We start from the raw sequence: 19,210 nt of genomic DNA on the forward strand, positions 1-19,210 counted from the left end.
TACGTTTGATAGCCCCGCAATGAACCTATCGTTCGGGTTTTTTAACCAGCCCCGTCAGAAGCGGGTTTGTCTTGGATAACTTTATAAATGAATGCTAACGCTGCTGTAGTTGAAAACGATCTGGAAAGTTTTGCCTCCCTGTTTGAAGAAAGCCTGACGCGCAAGGAAATGCGCGCGGGCGAGTTGGTCACTGCGCATGTTGTGCGCATCGATCATAATGTGGTGGTGGTGAATGCCGGTCTGAAGTCCGAAAGCTTTATTCCCGTCGAGGAATTCTTCAATGCCGCAGGCGAGATTGAAGTAAAGGCTGGTGATTTCATCACTGTGGCGATTGAATCGCTGGAAAATGGTTATGGTGAAACCAAGCTGTCGCGCGAGAAGGCCAAGCGCCTCGCTGCATGGATCGAGCTGGAAGAAGCGATGAAAGAAGGCAGAATCGTTGAAGGTTATGTCAGTGGTAAAGTTAAAGGTGGTCTGACTGCCATGGTTAATGGCATTCGCGCATTTTTACCTGGTTCACTGGTGGATATCCGCCCGGTCAAGGACACTGCGCCTTACGAAAACAAGACCATGGAACTCAAGATTATCAAGTTGGATCGTAAGCGTAATAATGTAGTTGTTTCGCGCCGTGCGGTGTTGGAAGCAAGCCATGGAGCGGATCGTCAGGCCATGATGGAAAGTCTGAAGGAAGGCGCAATTGTCAAAGGTATTGTTAAGAATATTACCGACTACGGCGCGTTTGTGGATCTGGGTGGCATTGATGGCCTACTTCATATCACCGACCTGGCTTGGCGTCGTGTCAAACATCCTTCTGAAGTGCTGGCGGTAGGCGATGAAGTAGAAGCCAAGATTCTTAAATTTGACCAAGAGAAAAACCGTGTTTCGCTCGGTATCAAGCAAATGGGCGATGATCCATGGACCGGCTTGGAACGCCGTTATCCTCAAGGTACTCGGCTGTTTGGCAAGGTGACCAACCTGACTGACTATGGCGCGTTCGTGGAAATTGAACAGGGCATTGAAGGTCTGGTGCACGTGTCGGAAATGGATTGGACTAATAAGAATGTGCATCCTTCCAAGGTGGTGCAACTGGGTGATGAAGTTGAGGTCATCATTCTGGAAATTGATGAGCAGCGCCGACGTATCTCTCTTGGTATGAAACAGTGCAAATCCAATCCATGGGACGATTTTGCCTTGAATCATAAAAAAGGCGATAAGGTGAAAGGACAAATCAAGTCGATTACTGATTTTGGTATTTTCATCGGCTTGGAAGGTGGAATTGATGGTTTGGTACATTTGTCTGATCTTTCCTGGTCTGTGCCTGGCGAAGAAGCTGTACGTAATTACAAAAAAGGTGATGAACTCGAGGCCGTGGTACTGGCAATTGATGTAGAGCGCGAGCGCATTTCATTAGGCGTCAAACAAATGGATGGCGACCTCTTCAATGGTTATATCGCAACACATGACAAGGGCAGTGTAGTAAACGGAGTGGTTAAGGCAATCGATGCCAAAGGCGCTACAATTACCTTGGATAGTGATGTTGAGGGCTTCCTTAAGGCTTCTGAGGTGTCTGCTGACCGTGTCGAGGACATACGTAATCATTTGAAAGAAGGCGATGCAGTGAAGGCTCTGATTATTCACGTTGATCGCAAGAACCGCGGCATTAATTTATCGATCAAAGCGTTGGATAAAGCTGATGAAACTGTAGTAATACAAAAGGCTGCTGCACCTGTTGTAGATAATACATCTACGGCTGGAACGACCAATTTGGGTGCTTTGCTCAAGGCTAAGATGGACACCAGTAAGATTGACGCACAATAAGGAGTGATAAGAATGACCCGTTCTGATCTTATCGCAAAGTTGGCGGAGCGTTATCCGCAACTATTGGCCAAGGATGCTGACCTAGCAGTTAAAGTGATCCTTGAAGCCATGGCGGAAACCTTGGCGCGAGGAGGACGTATTGAAATCCGCGGCTTCGGCAGCTTTGCGCTGAATTATCGCCCACCGCGGATAGGACGTAATCCAAAATCGGGTGATAAGGTACAGGTTCCAGCCAAGTATGTGCCGCATTTTAAGGCAGGTAAGGAATTACGTGAGCGGGTTGATTACCCATCTTCTTGAAGTCTGTGCTGAATTTTTAGAGCTCTAGACAGTTTAGTCGTAAGCATTATTTGCAGAAAAATTGACGGCCTGTCGTAAGATAGTGCCGTCAATTTTTTGCTCATTCGTGTTATTGTCGTAACGAAAAATTATTGCAGGTGGATATATGCGCTATATGATTTGGCTGTTGCGTACAGTATTGTTTCTAATTCTTCTTGGTTTTGCCATGAAGAATGATCAACCTGTGGTGTTGCACTATTTTTTTGGCTACAAATGGCAATCATCATTGATACTCATTTTGTTGTTGTTTTTTGCCGTGGGCGTAAGTGTAGGGGTCCTCGCTGTGTTGGGCAATATTTTTCGGCAGCGTAGAGAAATTGCCATTCTAAAACGCGAATTGCGTTTAAAAAACAAACTGGTCAGTGTTGGCGATAATAACTCAGATATTCCATGAATCAATGTGTGCTAAGACAATTTAGCATTGACCTTAGGCGATAAGGGATTGTGCAGTTTTTATTGATAGATTATTTTTGTTCACTATACAAGATTCAGGTTTTTCGGGGCGAGGTAGTATTGTTCTCCCTTCTAAATTTCTCAGTCAAACAAAATTCTGTGTAATTATCACTTGATTTATGAAATGTTTAGGCTGATTAATTACATATAATCTTTTTAATTTGATTTGTCGTTTATGGAATTTGAGTTGTGGATGCTGCTGGTTTTTCCGCTGTTTTTCGGGATGGGCTGGCTGGCAGCGCGCATAGATATCAAGCAAATGTTGTTTGAATCTAGTGCGCTGCCGCGCTCCTATTTCCAGGGATTGAACTTTCTTCTCAATGAGCAACAGGATAAAGCTATCGAGGCATTTATTGAGGTAGTTAAGGTTGATCCACAGACAATAGAACTACACTTTGCGCTAGGTAGTTTGTTTCGCCGTCGTGGTGAGGTAGACCGTGCTATTCGTATGCATCTGAATTTGATTGAACGCGTCGACCTGGATGAAGACAAGAAACAACAGGCGTTATTTGAACTGGCGCAAGATTACCTTAATGCCGGAATATTAAATCGTGCCGAAGAGCTATTCCTTAAATTACAAGCTACATCGTATGCCAATGCCGCGCTAAATTTTTTACTTGAGTTGTATCAAAAGGAAAAGGATTGGTTCAAGGCGATTGACGTGACATACCGTCTGACAGTATTAAGCGGTCAATCGCATGGTAAGGAAGCTGCTTTTTTCTATTGCGAATTGGCTGCGGCAGAATTGACACGGCAGCGAATCGATGCTGCGCGTATCCATTTGGATCAGGCGTTGGAAGCTAATCCTCAGTCGGTGCGCGCTACCATGATGTTGGGCGACATAGAAAATTTGGCGCAGCATTTTGTTAGCGCCATTGAAATCTGGCAGCGCATTGAAAAACAGAACCAGCAATATCTACCCTTGGTAGCTGAACGTCTACTTCAGGCTTATCGTCAGGCTGGACATGTAGATGAAGGCATAGACATGTTGCAGGGTTATCTGGTCAAGTACCCCTCGTTGGATTTGATGAACGTGCTGTTTGATGCCATTCTGCAACGCGATGGTGCTGAAGCGGCATATAGGCTGGTACGTGATGAACTGCAGCGTAACCCTACACTACTTGGTCTGGATAAGCTGCTGGAGGCACGGTTGCTGGAAGTATCAATCGAACACCGTGCTGATGTGGCGATGGTGAAAAATTTGGTGCATCAACGCACGCGTACGTTAGCAATGTACCGTTGTGCCAATTGCGGTTTTAAGGCGCGCCAGTTTTACTGGCATTGTCCGGCATGTCATGGTTGGGAAACCTATTCTCCACGTAGAAGTGAAGAAAATGGACAAAAAATATGAACGATCCTAAAATTATTGTCGCGCTTGATTATTCTAATGCACAACTTGCGCTAGAACTGGTGGCACGGCTGGAGCCTACGTTGTGTCGCCTTAAGGTGGGCCTCGAATTGTTCACCACAGCAAGGTCACGATTGATCGAACAGCTCATGCAGCGTGGTTTTGAAGTATTCCTTGATCTGAAATTTCATGACATTCCCAATACGACAGCACAGGCATGTAAAGCTGCCGCCGAATTAGGCGTGTGGATGGTCAACGTGCATGCTCTGGGTGGACGCAAGATGATGGAAGCGGCGCGTGAGGCAATGAGCTTGTATACACAATCGCCTAAGCTGATTGCCGTGACATTGCTTACTAGTATGGCACAGGAAGATTTGACCGACTTGGGGATTGCAGCTACTCCTGCCGATATGGTGCTGCGTTTGGCTAAGCTGGCGCGCGATAGCGGGCTAGACGGTGTCGTATGTTCTGCGCGGGAGGCTGCTTTGCTGCGTCAGCACTGTGGCAGCGAATTCTGTTTGGTTACGCCGGGTATTCGTTCGGCAGATGCTGTCGCCGATGATCAATCGCGCATCATGACGCCCTGCGCCGCGTTGAATCAAGGTGCGGATTATCTGGTAATTGGCCGCCCCATCACCCGCGCCGTTGATCCGTTGCAAGCATTACAGAGCTTTGTTAAACAGATCGCGGCGGTGGAATGAAGGTACGTAGATTATTCGTCAAGCTTGCTTGCTTGGCGGCGCAACTGTCGTCCGAGCAGGGAATGATGGCATTGTTACATTTGAAATTTGAACCAAAATATCTATGAAAATATGAATTCTGTATTCCGGCGTAATGTATTGCCTCAAACAATTCTATCCTTTCTGCCACTGACGTTATTTTTCCCAGTTGGAATAATTTACACAGGTATTTTGTTGTTTCTGTTTAGTTTATTATGTTCAGGAGATTTTCGGACGAAATGGCTGACAGTTAAAGCGAGTCCACTTTTTTGGCCTATTTTAGGTTTATCCGCAATAACATGTTGTGCGGCAATTTTTTTGGAGCGGTCTCAAGATTACTTCTGGTCGGGATTTGTACATTATCAAATTTATATTATCTTATTGTTCTTTATTAGTGTTGGATCAGGAGATTGGCAAAGGCGGGCAGTCACAGTTTTTTTTGTGGGTGCGCTCTATGCAGCTACGTTGTATTACCTTAACTTGTTACAGATACTGCCAAAGATAGAGATCTTTGCAAATTACCTGGTTTATCGCGGAAATAAGTCTATTTTGCTTGCTATCTTGTTGGCAATAGCTGCTGGGTGGATGCTTTACGAAATGACATCACTGGCTGATCGCCGATGGCTTTGGTTGAGGGTGGCAGCATTTTTATATGTTGTAATCGCGTTGCTGTTTCTTGCTAAATCGCGCACTGCCAGTTTGATTTTTGTATTGTTGTGTTTATTGTTTTTTTTGAAATATTTCACAATGTCTTGGCGTAGTGTGATTTGGATGCTAGGTTTTGTATTATTGCTTGCGATTGCCTGGATATCTGCATCGGATTTACGTCTGCGTGTTATCGGTACGATAAATGATATTAATGCCTTTTCGCAAGGTCAACAAATAAGTGATGATGGTATTCGATTGGAAATGTATAGCGTCACCACCAAAATGATTGCTGAGAAGCCATGGACGGGGCACGGGATAGCGACTTGGCCTTCTCAGTATCAGAAACATGCAAAAGGTTTACTTAGTGAAAAGACGCGTACCCCGCACAATGATTATCTGTTTTACGCTGCCGAAATTGGATTGATCGGACTTGCTGCCTTATTGTGGATTTGGCTGACCCAATTGATTATTGCCTGGAAAATGGGTGGTGCCCATGGGATGTGGCTGGGCATGTTGGGGGTGGCAATTATGGTGGGTGGTATGTTTAATGCTATCTTGCGAGATGCGGTATTTGGCATGCCATTTATGATTTTACTTGCCATTCCGCTGGCCGGTGTGACGCGTAACCACGTCCGAACAGTATGATTCAAGAAACTGAAAAATCAGTAACCCAGCCCCATGCAGGCGCTGACGAGCGTGTCATTTTGTGTATGAAATGGGGCGTTAAGTATGGCCCTGAATATGTCAACAGGTTATATGCGATGGTGACACGGCATTTGCACGGGCCGTTTCGTTTTATCTGTTTAACGGATCGAAGCGAAGGCGTGCGCGCCGAAGTGCAGTGCTTGCCCATTTCTGATTTGGCTTTGCCAGAAGGTATTCCTGAGCGCGGTTGGAAAAAACTGACTACCTTCGAGTCTAGCCTACACGGATTACAGGGCACCGCGCTGTTTCTCGACCTTGATGTAGTGATTGTCGATGACATTGACTGTTTCTTCGAGCAACCGGGCGAGTTTTTGATCATTCATGATTGGAAGCGACGTTGGCGCATCACCGGCAATTCGTCAGTTTATCGTTTTCGCCTCGGTGCACATGCTGATTTACTGGCTGAATTTCGGGCCAAACAAGCTGATATCCGACGTAACTTTAGGAATGAGCAGGCGTTTCTCTCTGACTGGTTGCATCGTCAAGGAAAATTGAGCTATTGGCCTGATGCTTGGTGCCGTAGTTTCAAATATCACTGTATTCCCCATTGGCCTTGCAATTATTGGTCTGCCCCAATTATTCCGGAAAGTGCGCGCATCCTGATTTTTCATGGCGAAGTTAACCCACCCGATGCGCTAGCCGGACGGCGTAACCGAAGGTTCCGATATGTGCAGGCCGCCCCCTGGGTATCTGAGCATTGGACTGAGTGAAATCCCAATAAAGCGTGCATGCATTTTCTTTGACTGCAAAACTGTGTTTATCACGCTCGATTCCATAAAACTCGGATATTTTTATAATACAAATAAATCATAAAACCCGTGTGCGGAATCTTTATCTGAATTCATGTTTGCTCTATTTTGTCCAAACTTTTTGAAATCCACACCGGGATTGAATGGCATTGACATGAGCAACCTGACTGAAACACAGCCCAGTATTGTGCGTACCGAAGTAATCGTTTCAACTTACAACAATCCAATGGCACTGAACTATGTGCTGCTAGCGCTGGCCAGTCAGCGCAACGCCGACTTCAGCGTGTGTGTAGCAGACGATGGATCCGGCGAACCGACGCATGCGCTACTTGAGAGTTGGTGTCGCCGTCTCAGCCCGATTTCGCTGCGCCATATTTGGCAGCCAGATGAGGGTTTTCGTAAAAATACTATCTTGAACAAAGCAATCGACTCGTCGCAAGCGGATTATCTCATCTTCATTGATGGCGATTGTGTCGCTCGCCCCGACTTTATTGCCTGCCATATTGCACGCCGCGTCGAGGGTGTTTTTCTTTCCGGTGGAATGATTCGTCTGCCAGATAGATCAACGTTAGCACTATCGGAGCAAGGTATTGCCAGTGGCGAGATTTTTCGACTGAACTGGATCGTCGCACAGATAGGACTTCGGAAGCTCAGCGCACTGCTCAAGGCAGCAGTATTGCCGATGGCTTTAGCGAGCAAGCTTGAGTGGCTCACGCCAGTCAAGCGCACTTGGAATGGCGCTAACAGTTCGGCTTGGCGTCGTGACCTGATTGCAGTTAACGGTTTCGACGAGTCATTAAGATACGGCGCCGAGGATGTGGAGATGGGTGTGCGCCTGAACAACCACGGTGTTGTAGGACAGCATATCCGCTACAGTACTTGTCTGCTGCATATTGAACATTTACGTGGTTATGCCGACGCTAATATTGTGCAGCGAAACAAAGCATATGTACGTGAAGTGAGGAAGAGTGGTATTGATTGGACCGTTAATGGCATTGTCAAGCTTGCCGCACGACCAGCAGCAGAAATTGAATACGACCAATTACTTTCTTCTGGGAGATAAGCTGTGCGTATCACTACAGAAATTAACAACGCATGAAGCACGCATCAATTGTGGTTGGCAGGCATAAGCGGAATGAGATTTTCAAGCCTGGCGCTGGCCCTAATGGAGGCGAGTTTCATTTACCGTACCGTTTGTTGCGTGAACTGTTTCTAGAAGCCGGAATCGAGCTTTCAACCGCCGATATGAATATTGGCCGTGAAGTAATATTTGAACTGCATATTAACGCGCGGCGTCGCTTGCCAAAATGTCCAGCCTACGCATATCTATATGAAGACCCGATTATTCGGCCACTCAACAGCGAGATGGCGCAGTTACGTCGTTACCGTAAGGTATTTACATCGAATGAAACACTAATCGATGGCAAACAAATTTTGTGCTTGGATTACCCCAACGATTTAAGTCTGCGGCCAGTGCCGAGTTTTATCGAGCGTGATTTGTTCTGCGTGATGATTGCGTCAAATAAAGCGCTATTACATCCTCATCCCCGTAGTTTGCATGGCAACCGTATTGAGATTATTCGCTTTTTTGAAGCGCAGGCTCCTGAACTATTTACGCTGTATGGCAAGGGTTGGGACATCCCGGCGGTGCGCCCCGGTTTAACAGGACGTCTTATGAAGCGTGTGAATGAATGGCGTACCAGTATTGCTCCCAGCCGACCATTTCCGAGTTACCGTGGGACGTTGCACTCAAAATCAGAAGTTTTGGACCGCGCCAAATTCTCAATCTGTTACGAAAATTCACGTGGCAGCCCAGGTTATTTGACCGAGAAAATTTTTGATTGTTTTACCAGCGGCTGCATACCCATTTATATCGGTAGCACACACAGAACAGCGCTCGTTCCAGAGGATTGCTACATCGATGGCGATCGTTTTAATAGCTCTGCGGAGATGTTGCAATTTTTACAATCCATCGACGCTGACAGCCACGCGCGCTATCAAGCGGCAATCCAGCGCTTTTTGGCTGGGCCAGACAGCGTACGCTTTACCAACGCGTATTTTTGTCAATCGCTGGTGAACGTTGTAATGGTTGATTTAATGAGGAAAGGTGAATCTGCGCTGGCTTGAAACTCATGTCATTAAACTAATGTGATATACGGACAGTGTAATCGTTATTTAACAGCCATCAAGGCCATCAGCTCGCCTTCACTAAATCCCGCCGCTCGTCTTGCTTCAATATTAAAAGGCCCGCGCAGCGTCGGTGCCTTGTAAATTTCGGCAAGCGAGGCGTAGGTCGCAACAGGCTCGAGGCCACGTGTCTCGCAAATCCAGTTAAACCAGCGATTGCCAATCAATACGTGGCCAATCTCATCCGCAAGAATGATGTCGATAATTTCAGCTGCCGCAATATCTCCCGCTTGCGCAAGTTTGGCTCGCAGAGGCGGGGAGGCATCCAGGCCGCGCGCTTCCATAGTGCGCGGAACCAGTGCCATGCGGGCGAGGATATCATCCGTGGTTTTTTCGACCATATCCCAAAGTCCATTGTGTGCTGCAAAGTCGCCGTAGGCATAGCCTTTCGTAACCAGATGGGCAGAAAGCAGAGAAAAGTGTCGAGCTTCTTCTGCTGCGACCTTTAGCCAGTCAATATAATATTCGCGCGGCATTTCCGGGAAACGCCAGATAGCATCCAGGGCCAGATTGATCGCGTTAAATTCAATGTGTGTCAGCGCATGAATCAGCGCAGCGCGGCCTTCTTCAGTATGCATAGACCTGCGTGGCACCGACAGGTGTGAAACCAGCTCAGGAAGCAGCGGATGCCCGGGGATAGGTTGCAGCGTTGTTAGGGAAACATCGACTTCCAGGCAAATTTCGCCTTTCTTCCATGCTAGAGCCAAGGCAATTACGCCAGTGAATTTCAGAACAGGATCCGGCTCTGCCAGCCAATGAAGCGCTGCCAAGCGAAGTTCGTTAGGAGCATCACGAAGCATGTGCTATGCCTGCGTCTTCTCAAACAGTGCGATGGACTCGACATGAGAGGTGTGCGGAAACATATTCATTACGCCTGCAGCTTTTAATACATAACTTTTTTGATGCACTAACACCTTAGCATCACGCGCCAGCGTTGCGGGGTTGCATGAGACATACACGATGCGACCTGGTGCATCAGCACCTAGCGCCTTGACCAGTTCAAATGCGCCGTCGCGTGGCGGGTCAATTAGCATTTTGTCGAAATGGCCTAACTGCACCAATGCTGCTTCGTCTATCTCAAACAAATTCATCACGCTGAATTGGGTGTTACTCGCCAAGCCATTAAACGCGGCATTCTGCACGGCACGCTGCACCAGGGCCGCGCTGCCTTCGATTCCCACTACTTGAGCACCACTGCGCGCAATAGGCAGCGTGAAGTTGCCCAGTCCGCAGAATAAATCAGCGATGCGTTCATTCGGTTGAGGATTGAGTAAACGCATGGCGCGACTTACCATGACGCGATTCATATCCGCATTGACTTGGGTAAACTCAGTCGGTGCAAACGGCATGATAATCCCGAACTCTGGCAGGCTGTATGTCAACGGCGGTGCATCCAACGGGTAAAACGGCACTGCGGTCTCCGGCCCTTTTGTTTGCAGCCAAAACTGTACCGCATGGGTATCGGCGAACTCTTTAATTGCCTCTTCGTCAGCTGGCGAAAGTGCTTGTAAAATGCGCAGTACCAGCACATCCACATGCTCGCCAACTGCCACTTCGATTTGCGGCAACATATCGCGAGTTGTAAAGCTTTCGTTCAACTGTCCCAACAGTGGCAATAGCTTGGCAATTTTAGGTGTCAGGATTTCACAATGCTGCATATCCGCCACATAGCCGCCACGCTTTTCGCGAAAGCCTACCAGTGTTTTGCCCTTCTTCAATACATGACGCACCGAAAGCCGCGCCCGCTGTCGGTAGCTCCACGGCTGCCCATAGATCGGCGGCAAAATGGTCTGGGCCTTGACCTTGCCGATATGCCACAAGTTGTCTTCCAGAATGCGCTGCTTGGCGGCAACCTGTGCGCGTGCATCCATATGCTGCATGGAACACCCTCCGCACACGCCAAAATGCTTACATTTCGGCTGGACGCGCATGAAAGTTGGCTTAATAACTTGGCCGAGTTGTGCTATCTCAAAGCTGGTTTTTTTACGATATGACGAATAGGTGACGCGCTCACCCGTTAGTGCACCTTCGATAAAAATTACTTTACCATTTGTATGCGCAATGCCGCGACCTTCGTAGTCAAGCGATTCAACAACAACGCTGTTTGCGTGTACGGATTTATCAGTCATCTCACTCTGCAATTTTAAAAAATTTAGTTTCCAGCATGACACCAATCCGCCCCAGACCTATGCTTATAAGACTCAAGCCCAATAGTACCCCCGCACCGTTTGCCAGCATGTCGGCATAATCAAAGACTCGGTAAGCGGTCATGCGCTGCAAAAATTCTATTCCGACACCCAAGGCAACTAACAGCCCCGCTACAAGAATACGGGACGCCCGTTGTTGATAAACCTGACAGAACCATAACATCAGAAAACTGTATGCCAATGCATGCTCCACCTTGTCAGCATTTAAAAAATTCATCGGTTCCGGTGGATGAGGTGTGAGTGAAAGGTACATGATCGTGGCAACCCATAGCCACCCCAGCGCAAGCCAGATCCGACGAAGCTTGTACATGGTTATGGTTTTACGGTTGGCCAAGCCGCGAGATATTCCATCCAGTGGGATTCGGAAGATTTGCTCAAAGTATTGCGTACTAATTCACATTCCTGCTCGTAACGAGCGTGCGTGAATTGACCACGCATCAATTGGAAGCGCGCATAGACCAAATAAGTATTTACCACATCGGTCTCACAGTAATTGCGGATTTCATGCAGTTTGCCCTGTTGATAAGCATCCCACACTTTGCTACCGTCCATACCCAGTTTGCCGGGAAAACCGATTAGCTTGGCCAGATCGTCCAGCGGAGCGTTGGCCCGCCCTGTATACAATGCAAGCAAATCCATTAAATCGAGATGCCGAGAATGATAACGGCTGATGTAGTTATTCCATTTGAAATCCTTGTTATCCTCTCCCATATCCCAATAGCATGCGCACTGAACACCGTGAATCAGGCCACGATAGTGCAGCACCGGCAGGTCAAAGCCACCGCCGTTCCATGACACTAATTGCGGGGTATACTTATCGATGCCGTCAAAGAAACGTTGAATGAGGGCGCTCTCGTCATCTTCCAGACCACCCAGCGACCAAACGCGGAAATTGTCGCCCTCACGCAACGCACATGAAATAGCTACCACGCGATGCAGATGATGTTGCAAGAAATCACTACCTGTTTTCTGGCGACGCATCTGAAAAACCATCTCTGCTACATCCCCGTCGCTCACCTGTGCATCAAGTCCATACAGGGTACGAAGCCCGTCAACGTCGGGAATAGTTTCGATGTCAAAAACGAGAACTGGAGTCATTAACACCGATGGTATTGTAAAGTTGGAATGAATGAAAACATTAACAAGCTCCTGGAATTATAAAATCAGTAAGTGTTTACGAGGCAAATTGCCTTCCCGAATACTCACTCTACTAGGGGGTAACGGAACTATCAGTTTCGCTAGCTCTGGACAGTTACTTTTTTGACCAACTGCCGCCACTCTGTACCCACCAACCCGCTTGCGCACGTTGTATCCAGCGTTGTGCAAATGTATTTCGGATATCACCTTCCCACTCGGGATGTGCGTTAGCGCGTGCAATCTCGGTGTATAACGCCTTACGGTCCTGATTCTCCGCTGTAACCAGTCCATTGGCCTTCTGGCGTGATGCCATTGGAACGGCATTGGCATCGCGTAAGGCAACCATACCATCAGAGGTCAGGCCGACCGCGCCACTGGCATAGAACTCTGCCAACTGTGCATGGCGCGTCTGCATTGACTGCTTCAAAGCAACAACACCAGGGGTATTAATTTCGATGTTTACCTGTGCCGATGCAGCGGCAGAAGCACACAGCACAAACAGCGCAAAATAAAATTTAATTAAGTTGTTCATATGGCTTGCTCCTTTTTAATTTCAGGTGTGACAGACGGAGATTTATCCGATTTTGGGGCCGTAACAGATTTTTCGGTTTGCCAAACTTCGTCGATTATCTTGTCAGCTGCCTTTTCCGCTGCGGCGGCGGGGAAATAAATATTGATGGTGACGCAGGCGCTCAGTGCCATGCCTGCCAAAGGTAGTACGGTCCAAATTTTTTTCATCGTGCCTTTCCTTTATTTGATCACTGCCTTATTGTCCTGCGATACCCGCTTCAAGCGGTTTAATAGTTCACTCCAGCCTACTTTGCGATTGTAGCCGATCACGGTGATGGCGGGAATGCCGCCACCTTTTACTATCGTATAAGCGTTGCCATTGTCTTCCACCCCTGCCATCGTGCATATGTCATTCTGCAGCATGCAACTCAGCCCGATGCGGTCATAACCGAAATTTTCAAAAATGCGCAGAAAACTGCGCTGCAAGGCGGCAACTCCGCCTGCTCCTCCCAGCGAAGAAATATTTTCTACTGCCTTTTGGCTGATTTTCTTGCGATATTTTCCTGGACTGCTCGCCAGCTTGGCATCAAAACGCACCGGAAGCCAGTTCACCAATTCTAGATTGTTCACTCCCAAGTCAATACGTCCCTGAATATTGCCGAAAGAAAAGGTGCGTGTGAGCAGGTCTAGATCCAATTCCCGCATGTCCAAATTACCCGACAGGCGAGGTGCACGACCGAATGGATCAAATAACTCCAGGTTATTTGCCAGCACCGTGCCATCGAATACGCGAAACAATAAGGTGCCATCCACCTTGAGCAATTTGTCCAGATAACTCACTTTTGGAATAAAGCCTGACAGTGAGCCGTACATTTCAGGCCAATGTAATGCAGTACTGAGCTTCTGCATGGAAATTGATGTCAAGGTGCTGGAAAAACTCCACTGCCACAGGTTATTCACGTTCTGCATATGGAAATCGCTCACTTCTAGCTTGCCGTCAAGTAGGGGTAGTGTGGCTGTTGGAAGAGTGAAATCCATCCCACGCATCTGGATTTGCCATTGCGTTGCACCCAGCGGCAACCCCATCAGTTCGCCGTCAGCAAAAGCCACATGCGCTACATTCTGCAGTTGGGCATGCCACGGAATGTCCGCATTAATACCGTGTAGTGCAAAGCGTTTTTCACCATCCTCTACAGCTACATCGTGCAGCTTAAGTAGCAATACTTGGGTGGCGCCATTGCGGTATTGCCAGTCCACATCAGCACGTCCTTTCAGCTCTGTCGCCGACAAGGCGCTCTGTTCCAGAAATGGCTTGGCGTAATTAGCAAAGCCATTAGCCAGCGAAAGGTTTTCTCCAACCAAACGGCCTTCCAATAAGTTGCTCTTTTTAATATCCCACAGTACGTTCAGCTCAACCTTGCCTACCTCCGGCAGATTAACCATAGCCTGTGTTACTTTTAGTTGTGCACCGTCCCACTGACCAGAGGCCTGAAGCGTATGTCCGCCACGCAGATACAACGGTTGCCAGAAAAGTTCACCACCCTGCCAATCAAGTGCGCCACGCCAATTCCATTTTGGGCCTGTGCGATCTGCATTGACATGCAGCTCGCCTGACAATTTTTCGGCGGCATGCAAACCACTGGTATCTGTAGCAGCCAAATCGGCTAACTGCAGATCAGCATTGATTTGGCTTACTCCCCCTTTATCGCCCTGTACCACCAAGGTACCATTCAGGGTGCCCTGTGTAGGCAATGGTCCATTTGGTGAAAGCAAGCCTGCCAGGCGTTTGCCTTGCGCATTACGTAATAGCGCAGTGGCGCGCCACGGTTTCGCGCGGAAATCAGCGCTCACCTGCCACAACTCATTAGCGTTAGTGGCAAGCTGCAACTCCAGTCGTTGCGAGGCAAATTCGTAACTAAATGTGAATGGCAAGTCTGGAATCGCATCCAGCTTACCTTTATGGCAGGTCACGCGAGTTGAATTGAGCAAAAATTCCGTACAGTGTATGTATACCTTGCGCCATATTTTTCCTGCCATATGCAATTCGTCTATGCTAAATTCTGCTGAACCCTCTTGCGCTAATATCACTTTTATTCCGCGTGCGGTAAAGCTCGGTGCGGCAACGTCTGCCACATTTAATGTAATTTGAATGGCATAAAGCGGCGCAGACAAAAATAACAGGCAAAAAATCAACAAGCCGGATCGACAGCAACTTGGCAGGTAGATTTTGGTATAAATAATTGTCTTGTTTAACATATGGCAACTCATTTCCATGATACCAAACCATGCTTCATTTCTGCTAAACTGGTTTTAATAACTATAGAGTCCGACATGAGATTTTTTTCTGTTTTATCCCTGTTCTGTTTGTTTGCCCTGCAACCCGCCTGGGGCGAAAATATTTCATTAAAGATTGGCAACCACAGTATCCATGCCGAAATTGCCAACACCCCGCAAAGCCGCGAGCAAGGACTTATGCAGCGCGGTCGTCTATGCGTAAATTGCGGCATGCTATTTATTTTTGAAAAAGCTGACAGGTATAGCTTCTGGATGAAGAATACGCCACTGCCGTTAAGCATTGCGTTTATCGCTGCCGGTGGTTCCATTCTCAATATTGAGGAAATGCAGCCTAACACTGAAGATACGCACCATGCTCAAAGCGATGCATTGTATGCACTAGAAATGAATAGCGGCTGGTTTACCCGGAATGGCATCAAAAGAGGGGAAATGGTTCAAGGATTAAGGCAGGCTCCTGTAGGGCATTAACCCTTTTAAACTGTCATAAAAAAATCCCGGCGAGTCCCGGGATTTTTTATTTTGCTCACGCTTTAAAAATTACGAATAGTTCTTCGCTGCGAAATCCCAGTTAACCAAGCCCCAAAAACTTTCAACATACTTGGCCCGGGCGTTGCGATAATCAATATAGTAGGCGTGTTCCCACACATCACAGGTTAGTAACGGCTTGTCAGTACCGGACAGGGGTGTGGCGGCATTGCTGGTGTTAACGATGTCCAGCGAGCCATCAGGTTTCTTCACCAGCCATGTCCAGCCGGAGCCAAAATTACCCACGCAAGAAGCAGAGAATGTTTTTTTAAAGTCTTCGAAACTACCCCATTTTTTGTTGATACCCTCCGCCAGAGCCCCAGCCGGCACACCGCCACCGTTCGGCTTCATGCCATTCCAGTAAAAGGTATGGTTCCATACTTGGGCCGCATTGTTGAAAATACCGCCGCTCGATTTTTTGACAATCTCTTCCAGCGTGGCGTTCTCAAATTCAGTGCCTTTAATCAAGTTATTGAGATTGGTCACATAGGTTTGGTGATGTTTGCCATAGTGATATTCCAGCGTTTCCTTGGAGATGTGTGGTGCCAGTGCATCCATCGCATAAGGTAGTGCAGGTAAAGTATGTTCCATTTAGTTCTCCTCAATTTAAGTTTCAAGTGGTTCAAAATTACAGTTAATAACAGCCCTTGGGGCTAAAAAATCGACATTACAATAAAGGCTGGTGGGATTTCCCCCATTTTTGCCAATAAAACTCACCGACTAATCGGTTTATATCGAATTCGCTTCGGCTTCGCACCTTCTTCACCCAAACGCTTCCTTTTATCCGCTTCGTATTCTTGATAATTGCCATCGAAAAAGGTGACTTGGGAGTTGCCTTCAAAGGCCAGGATATGGGTAGCGATACGATCCAAAAACCAGCGATCATGCGAGATAACCAACACACAACCGGCGAATTCCAGCAGCGCGTCTTCAAGCGCACGCAGGGTTTCCACGTCGAGGTCGTTGGAGGGTTCATCCAGCAGCAGGACATTGCCGCCCGAGATAAGGGTTTTCGCCAAGTGCAGGCGTCCGCGTTCGCCACCCGAAAGATTACCGACCAGCTTCTGTTGATCTGCGCCCTTAAAATTAAAGCGGCCGATGTAGGCGCGCGAAGGCGTCTCAAACTTGCCCACGGTGAGGATGTCATTACCGCTGGAAATAACATCGAATACGGTCTTATCGCTCTCCAGCGCATCGCGCGATTGGTCCACATGCGAGATTTTGACTGTTGATCCGATTTTTATTTCACCAGAATCCGGTTTTTCTTTTCCAGTCAGCATGCGGAACAGAGTTGACTTACCCGCGCCGTTTGGCCCAATAATACCAACGATAGCGCCGGGCGGAATCCTGAGATTGAGATTGTCAATCAGCAGTCGGTCGCCATACGCTTTAGAAATATTGTTAAACTCTATAACTTCGTTGCCCAGCCTGTCCGCCACGGGGATAAAGATTTCCTGGGTCTCATTGCGCTTCTGATATTCCTGCGAATTTAATTCTTCAAAGCGGGCGATACGTGCCTTTGATTTTGCTTGCCGTCCTTTGGGATTCTGGCGTACCCATTCCAGCTCTTTACTCAGTGCCTTCTGGCGCGCGGATTCAGAGGACTCTTCTTGCTTGAGCCTAGTTCCTTTCTGTTCCAGCCAACTTGAATAGTTTCCTTTCCACGGAATGCCGTGACCACGATCGAGTTCTAAAATCCACTCGGCGGCATTGTCAAGGAAGTAGCGATCATGTGTCACTGCCACCACGGTGCCCGGAAAGCGTAAAAGAAATTGCTCCAGCCATTCTACTGACTCAGCATCCAAATGGTTGGTCGGCTCATCCAGCAGCAACATGTCCGGCTTGGACAGGAGCAACTTGCACAACGCAACGCGCCGCTTTTCGCCACCAGAGAGATTCTTGATCACGGCATCCCATTCGGGCAGACGTAATGCATCGGCAGCAATTTCCATTTGTTGATCCGCATTTCCGTCACTGGCAGCGATGATGGCTTCGAGTCGCGCCTGCTCGGCAGCCAGCGCATCAAAATCGGCATCAGGATCAGCATAGGCGGCATACACCTCATCCAGTTTTTTTTGCGCACTGAATACTTCCCCCAGTCCTTCCTGCACTGCCTCGCGCACGGTCTGTTCCGGGCTAAGTTGGGGTTCTTGCGGCAGATAGCCGATATTCAAGTTCGGCATCGGAATGGCTTCGCCTTCAAAATCCTTGTCCACTCCAGCCATGATCTTCAGCACGGTGGATTTGCCCGAGCCATTCAGTCCCAGCAGGCCGATCTTGGCACCAGGGAAGAAGCTGAGGGAAATATCCTTGAGAATTTGGCGTTTGGGCGGAACGATCTTGCCCACGCGGTTCATGGTAAAAACATATTGGGCCATAGTGTCTATTTTTTGTGTCGAATGATTAATTAGGTGTGTAAGCTTACCCCAAGGCCAAAAATTTTGGGAGTATGTTTAATGCGCAATGAAAAGGTAGAGATAAACGGTCGGAGCTTTGATTAAGCGTGCCACACACTGCATGCAGGGCTGGTGCGGTTTTTACAAAAGTTTTGACTTGAAACCGCTGTCCTGATCTGAATAATATAATTACATCCAAATAATCAAAATTCCTACTGCCAGAATTAATCCTCCTTTGATCACGTAATACAAAGATCGATTCCATGCTTTCAGTTTTCGACGGTACTGGCCTGCTAACCAAACAAAACGGAATATTTTGTTGATACCACCCGTTTGATCTCCGGTTTCATTGGGCGAGCTTGCTGCGGTCATAATTGTTCTGCCTAACCATTTGTTAACCACTTGTGCCCAGCGGTAGCGCATTGGGCGCTCAATGTCACAAAACAGGATAATGCGATTGGTGTCGCATCCATTTTGAGCCCAATGAATATAGGTTTCGTCAAATACAACGGCCTGTCCATCTCGCCAGCTATAGCGCTGACCATCGACTTCTATAAAGCAGCGATCATTATTGGGTGTCACCAAACCAAGGTGGTAGCGCAGTGATCCCGCGAAAGGGTCGCGATGCTCATTGAGTTTCCCACCGGGGGCTAATTCTGCAAACATAGCGGCTTTCACGCACGGAATAGCGCGTAAAAGTGCAACTGTTTTTGGACAATAGTATTCAGCTGACGGATGGCTGGCGTCATACCATTTTAAATAAAAGCGTTTCCATCCATTTTTAAAAAACGAATTAAAACCCGCATCATCATTTTTTTGCGCAGCTTTGATTTTTTCCAAGGCTTGCAGATTTAGCGCTTCAGCTCTGATTAATTCCCAATTTTTTTCCAGCAATTCCAAGCCCGGAAATTTGCTGACAGAAAAATAGGCTGTGTAAGGAACCCCCGAAAACAGGTACATAAACAGGTTCATCGGCGCCACGATGGATGAGTGATCGAATATCTGACGAAACAAAGGAAGACGGACCTTACCCCGAAAATGTACTATAAAAATTGATATCGCATAAATCGAGACCAGTGCCCATTTCATAACAACCCCTTCATTTACAGCTTCTCAAAGAGAAATTTTATTTTGATTGCCGATTAGATTTGGCATGATTTTTAAAATTATACAC

20 protein-coding genes are annotated in these 19,210 nt (G+C 47.6%); 10 read left to right on the forward strand and 10 right to left on the reverse strand.

Annotated elements, in window-relative coordinates:
• The first annotated feature begins 87 nt into the window (after positions 1–87).
• The 9 genes from rpsA to W01_RS01490 all read left to right on the forward strand — a co-directional run bounded on the left by rpsA (position 88) and on the right by W01_RS01490 (position 8,906).
• Positions 88–1,818 (forward strand): 30S ribosomal protein S1, encoded by a 1,731-nt coding sequence (gene rpsA, locus W01_RS01450; protein ID WP_173051869.1) that lies wholly within the window; start codon positions 88–90, stop codon positions 1,816–1,818.
• Positions 1,819–1,830: 12 nt separating this feature from the next.
• On the forward strand, positions 1,831–2,118 hold the full coding sequence (locus W01_RS01455; protein ID WP_173051870.1) for an integration host factor subunit beta: 288 nt from the start codon (positions 1,831–1,833) through the stop codon (positions 2,116–2,118).
• A 145-nt stretch (positions 2,119–2,263) separates the two neighbouring features.
• Positions 2,264–2,551: a LapA family protein gene (locus W01_RS01460; protein ID WP_173051871.1), complete on the forward strand. Its 288-nt coding sequence runs from the start codon at positions 2,264–2,266 to the stop codon at positions 2,549–2,551.
• Between the two features lie 234 nt (positions 2,552–2,785).
• Complete coding sequence (gene lapB / locus W01_RS01465; RefSeq protein ID WP_173051872.1) at positions 2,786–3,961, forward strand: lipopolysaccharide assembly protein LapB; 1,176 nt, start codon at positions 2,786–2,788, stop codon at positions 3,959–3,961.
• Positions 3,958–4,659, forward strand: a complete 702-nt coding sequence (gene pyrF / locus W01_RS01470) for an orotidine-5'-phosphate decarboxylase (RefSeq protein ID WP_173051873.1) — start codon at positions 3,958–3,960, stop codon at positions 4,657–4,659. Before lapB ends, pyrF begins: the two co-directional genes overlap by 4 nt.
• Positions 4,660–4,770: 111 nt before the next feature.
• Complete coding sequence (locus tag W01_RS01475; RefSeq protein WP_173051874.1) at positions 4,771–5,970, forward strand: O-antigen ligase family protein; 1,200 nt, start codon at positions 4,771–4,773, stop codon at positions 5,968–5,970.
• On the forward strand, positions 5,967–6,740 hold the full coding sequence (locus W01_RS01480) for a glycosyltransferase (protein ID WP_173051875.1): 774 nt from the start codon (positions 5,967–5,969) through the stop codon (positions 6,738–6,740). Before W01_RS01475 ends, W01_RS01480 begins: the two co-directional genes overlap by 4 nt.
• Positions 6,741–6,933: 193 nt before the next feature.
• Positions 6,934–7,842, forward strand: a complete 909-nt coding sequence (locus tag W01_RS01485; protein ID WP_173051876.1) for a glycosyltransferase — start codon at positions 6,934–6,936, stop codon at positions 7,840–7,842.
• Positions 7,843–7,874: 32 nt separating this feature from the next.
• Positions 7,875–8,906, forward strand: a complete 1,032-nt coding sequence (locus tag W01_RS01490; RefSeq protein ID WP_173051877.1) for a glycosyltransferase family 10 domain-containing protein — start codon at positions 7,875–7,877, stop codon at positions 8,904–8,906.
• Positions 8,907–8,950: 44 nt separating this feature from the next.
• On the opposite strand, the gene W01_RS01495 is transcribed toward W01_RS01490, so the two are convergent.
• The 7 genes from W01_RS01495 to W01_RS01525 all read right to left on the reverse strand — a co-directional run bounded on the left by W01_RS01495 (position 8,951) and on the right by W01_RS01525 (position 15,076).
• Positions 8,951–9,766 (reverse strand): ferritin-like domain-containing protein, encoded by an 816-nt coding sequence (locus W01_RS01495; protein ID WP_173051878.1) that lies wholly within the window; start codon positions 9,764–9,766, stop codon positions 8,951–8,953.
• Positions 9,767–9,769: 3 nt separating this feature from the next.
• On the reverse strand, positions 9,770–11,095 hold the full coding sequence (gene rlmD / locus W01_RS01500; RefSeq protein WP_173051879.1) for a 23S rRNA (uracil(1939)-C(5))-methyltransferase RlmD: 1,326 nt from the start codon (positions 11,093–11,095) through the stop codon (positions 9,770–9,772).
• Position 11,096: 1 nt separating this feature from the next.
• Entirely contained in the window at positions 11,097–11,507 is a 411-nt protein-coding gene (locus W01_RS01505) for a VanZ family protein (protein ID WP_173051880.1), read from the reverse strand.
• Positions 11,486–12,271, reverse strand: coding sequence for a 3'-5' exonuclease (locus W01_RS01510; RefSeq protein ID WP_173051881.1), 786 nt, complete (start codon positions 12,269–12,271; stop codon positions 11,486–11,488). Before W01_RS01510 ends, W01_RS01505 begins: the two co-directional genes overlap by 22 nt.
• Before the next feature lie 154 nt (positions 12,272–12,425).
• Complete coding sequence (locus W01_RS01515) at positions 12,426–12,842, reverse strand: YdbL family protein (RefSeq protein WP_173051882.1); 417 nt, start codon at positions 12,840–12,842, stop codon at positions 12,426–12,428.
• Entirely contained in the window at positions 12,839–13,048 is a 210-nt protein-coding gene (locus W01_RS01520) for a hypothetical protein (protein WP_173051883.1), read from the reverse strand. Before W01_RS01520 ends, W01_RS01515 begins: the two co-directional genes overlap by 4 nt.
• A gap of 12 nt (positions 13,049–13,060) precedes the next feature.
• Complete coding sequence (locus W01_RS01525; RefSeq protein WP_173051884.1) at positions 13,061–15,076, reverse strand: hypothetical protein; 2,016 nt, start codon at positions 15,074–15,076, stop codon at positions 13,061–13,063.
• Between W01_RS01525 and W01_RS01530 the strand changes: the two genes are divergently transcribed.
• Positions 15,077–15,583 carry a DUF192 domain-containing protein gene (locus W01_RS01530; RefSeq protein WP_173051885.1) on the forward strand — a complete coding sequence of 169 codons (507 nt, stop codon included), beginning with the start codon at positions 15,077–15,079 and terminating at the stop codon, positions 15,581–15,583.
• 69 nt (positions 15,584–15,652) lie between these two features.
• Here W01_RS01530 and W01_RS01535 read toward each other — a convergent pair whose 3' ends face one another.
• From W01_RS01535 to lpxO, 3 genes are all read right to left on the reverse strand, one after another.
• The gene (locus W01_RS01535; protein WP_173051886.1) at positions 15,653–16,231 is read right to left on the reverse strand and encodes a superoxide dismutase; all 579 of its coding nucleotides are present in this window, start codon (positions 16,229–16,231) and stop codon (positions 15,653–15,655) included.
• 122 nt (positions 16,232–16,353) lie between these two features.
• Entirely contained in the window at positions 16,354–18,018 is a 1,665-nt protein-coding gene (gene ettA, locus W01_RS01540) for an energy-dependent translational throttle protein EttA (protein ID WP_173051887.1), read from the reverse strand.
• A 207-nt stretch (positions 18,019–18,225) separates the two neighbouring features.
• Positions 18,226–19,125, reverse strand: a complete 900-nt coding sequence (lpxO, locus tag W01_RS01545; RefSeq protein WP_173051888.1) for a lipid A hydroxylase LpxO — start codon at positions 19,123–19,125, stop codon at positions 18,226–18,228.
• Positions 19,126–19,210 lie beyond the last annotated feature (85 nt).

Origin of the sequence: Candidatus Nitrotoga sp. AM1P (genome assembly GCF_013168275.1) — a bacterium.
Classification (GTDB): Bacteria; Pseudomonadota; Gammaproteobacteria; order Burkholderiales; family Gallionellaceae; genus Nitrotoga.

Bases quoted from the DNA above. Each gene is read 5' to 3' on its own strand.
- W01_RS01530 (WP_173051885.1), top strand. From the start codon at position 15,077: ATGGCAACTCATTTCCATGATACCAAACCATGCTTCATTTCTGCTAAA.
- W01_RS01510 (WP_173051881.1), bottom strand. From the start codon at position 12,271: ATGACTCCAGTTCTCGTTTTTGACATCGAAACTATTCCCGACGTTGAC.
- W01_RS01495 (WP_173051878.1), bottom strand. From the start codon at position 9,766: ATGCTTCGTGATGCTCCTAACGAACTTCGCTTGGCAGCGCTTCATTGG.
- pyrF (WP_173051873.1), top strand. From the start codon at position 3,958: ATGAACGATCCTAAAATTATTGTCGCGCTTGATTATTCTAATGCACAA.
- lapB (WP_173051872.1), top strand. From the start codon at position 2,786: ATGGAATTTGAGTTGTGGATGCTGCTGGTTTTTCCGCTGTTTTTCGGG.
- ettA (WP_173051887.1), bottom strand. From the start codon at position 18,018: ATGGCCCAATATGTTTTTACCATGAACCGCGTGGGCAAGATCGTTCCG.
- W01_RS01485 (WP_173051876.1), top strand. From the start codon at position 6,934: ATGAGCAACCTGACTGAAACACAGCCCAGTATTGTGCGTACCGAAGTA.
- W01_RS01455 (WP_173051870.1), top strand. From the start codon at position 1,831: ATGACCCGTTCTGATCTTATCGCAAAGTTGGCGGAGCGTTATCCGCAA.
- W01_RS01520 (WP_173051883.1), bottom strand. From the start codon at position 13,048: ATGAAAAAAATTTGGACCGTACTACCTTTGGCAGGCATGGCACTGAGC.
- rpsA (WP_173051869.1), top strand. From the start codon at position 88: ATGAATGCTAACGCTGCTGTAGTTGAAAACGATCTGGAAAGTTTTGCC.
- W01_RS01480 (WP_173051875.1), top strand. From the start codon at position 5,967: ATGATTCAAGAAACTGAAAAATCAGTAACCCAGCCCCATGCAGGCGCT.
- rlmD (WP_173051879.1), bottom strand. From the start codon at position 11,095: ATGACTGATAAATCCGTACACGCAAACAGCGTTGTTGTTGAATCGCTT.
- W01_RS01525 (WP_173051884.1), bottom strand. From the start codon at position 15,076: ATGTTAAACAAGACAATTATTTATACCAAAATCTACCTGCCAAGTTGC.
- W01_RS01515 (WP_173051882.1), bottom strand. From the start codon at position 12,842: ATGAACAACTTAATTAAATTTTATTTTGCGCTGTTTGTGCTGTGTGCT.
- lpxO (WP_173051888.1), bottom strand. From the start codon at position 19,125: ATGAAATGGGCACTGGTCTCGATTTATGCGATATCAATTTTTATAGTA.
- W01_RS01490 (WP_173051877.1), top strand. From the start codon at position 7,875: ATGAAGCACGCATCAATTGTGGTTGGCAGGCATAAGCGGAATGAGATT.
- W01_RS01535 (WP_173051886.1), bottom strand. From the start codon at position 16,231: ATGGAACATACTTTACCTGCACTACCTTATGCGATGGATGCACTGGCA.
- W01_RS01460 (WP_173051871.1), top strand. From the start codon at position 2,264: ATGCGCTATATGATTTGGCTGTTGCGTACAGTATTGTTTCTAATTCTT.
- W01_RS01475 (WP_173051874.1), top strand. From the start codon at position 4,771: ATGAATTCTGTATTCCGGCGTAATGTATTGCCTCAAACAATTCTATCC.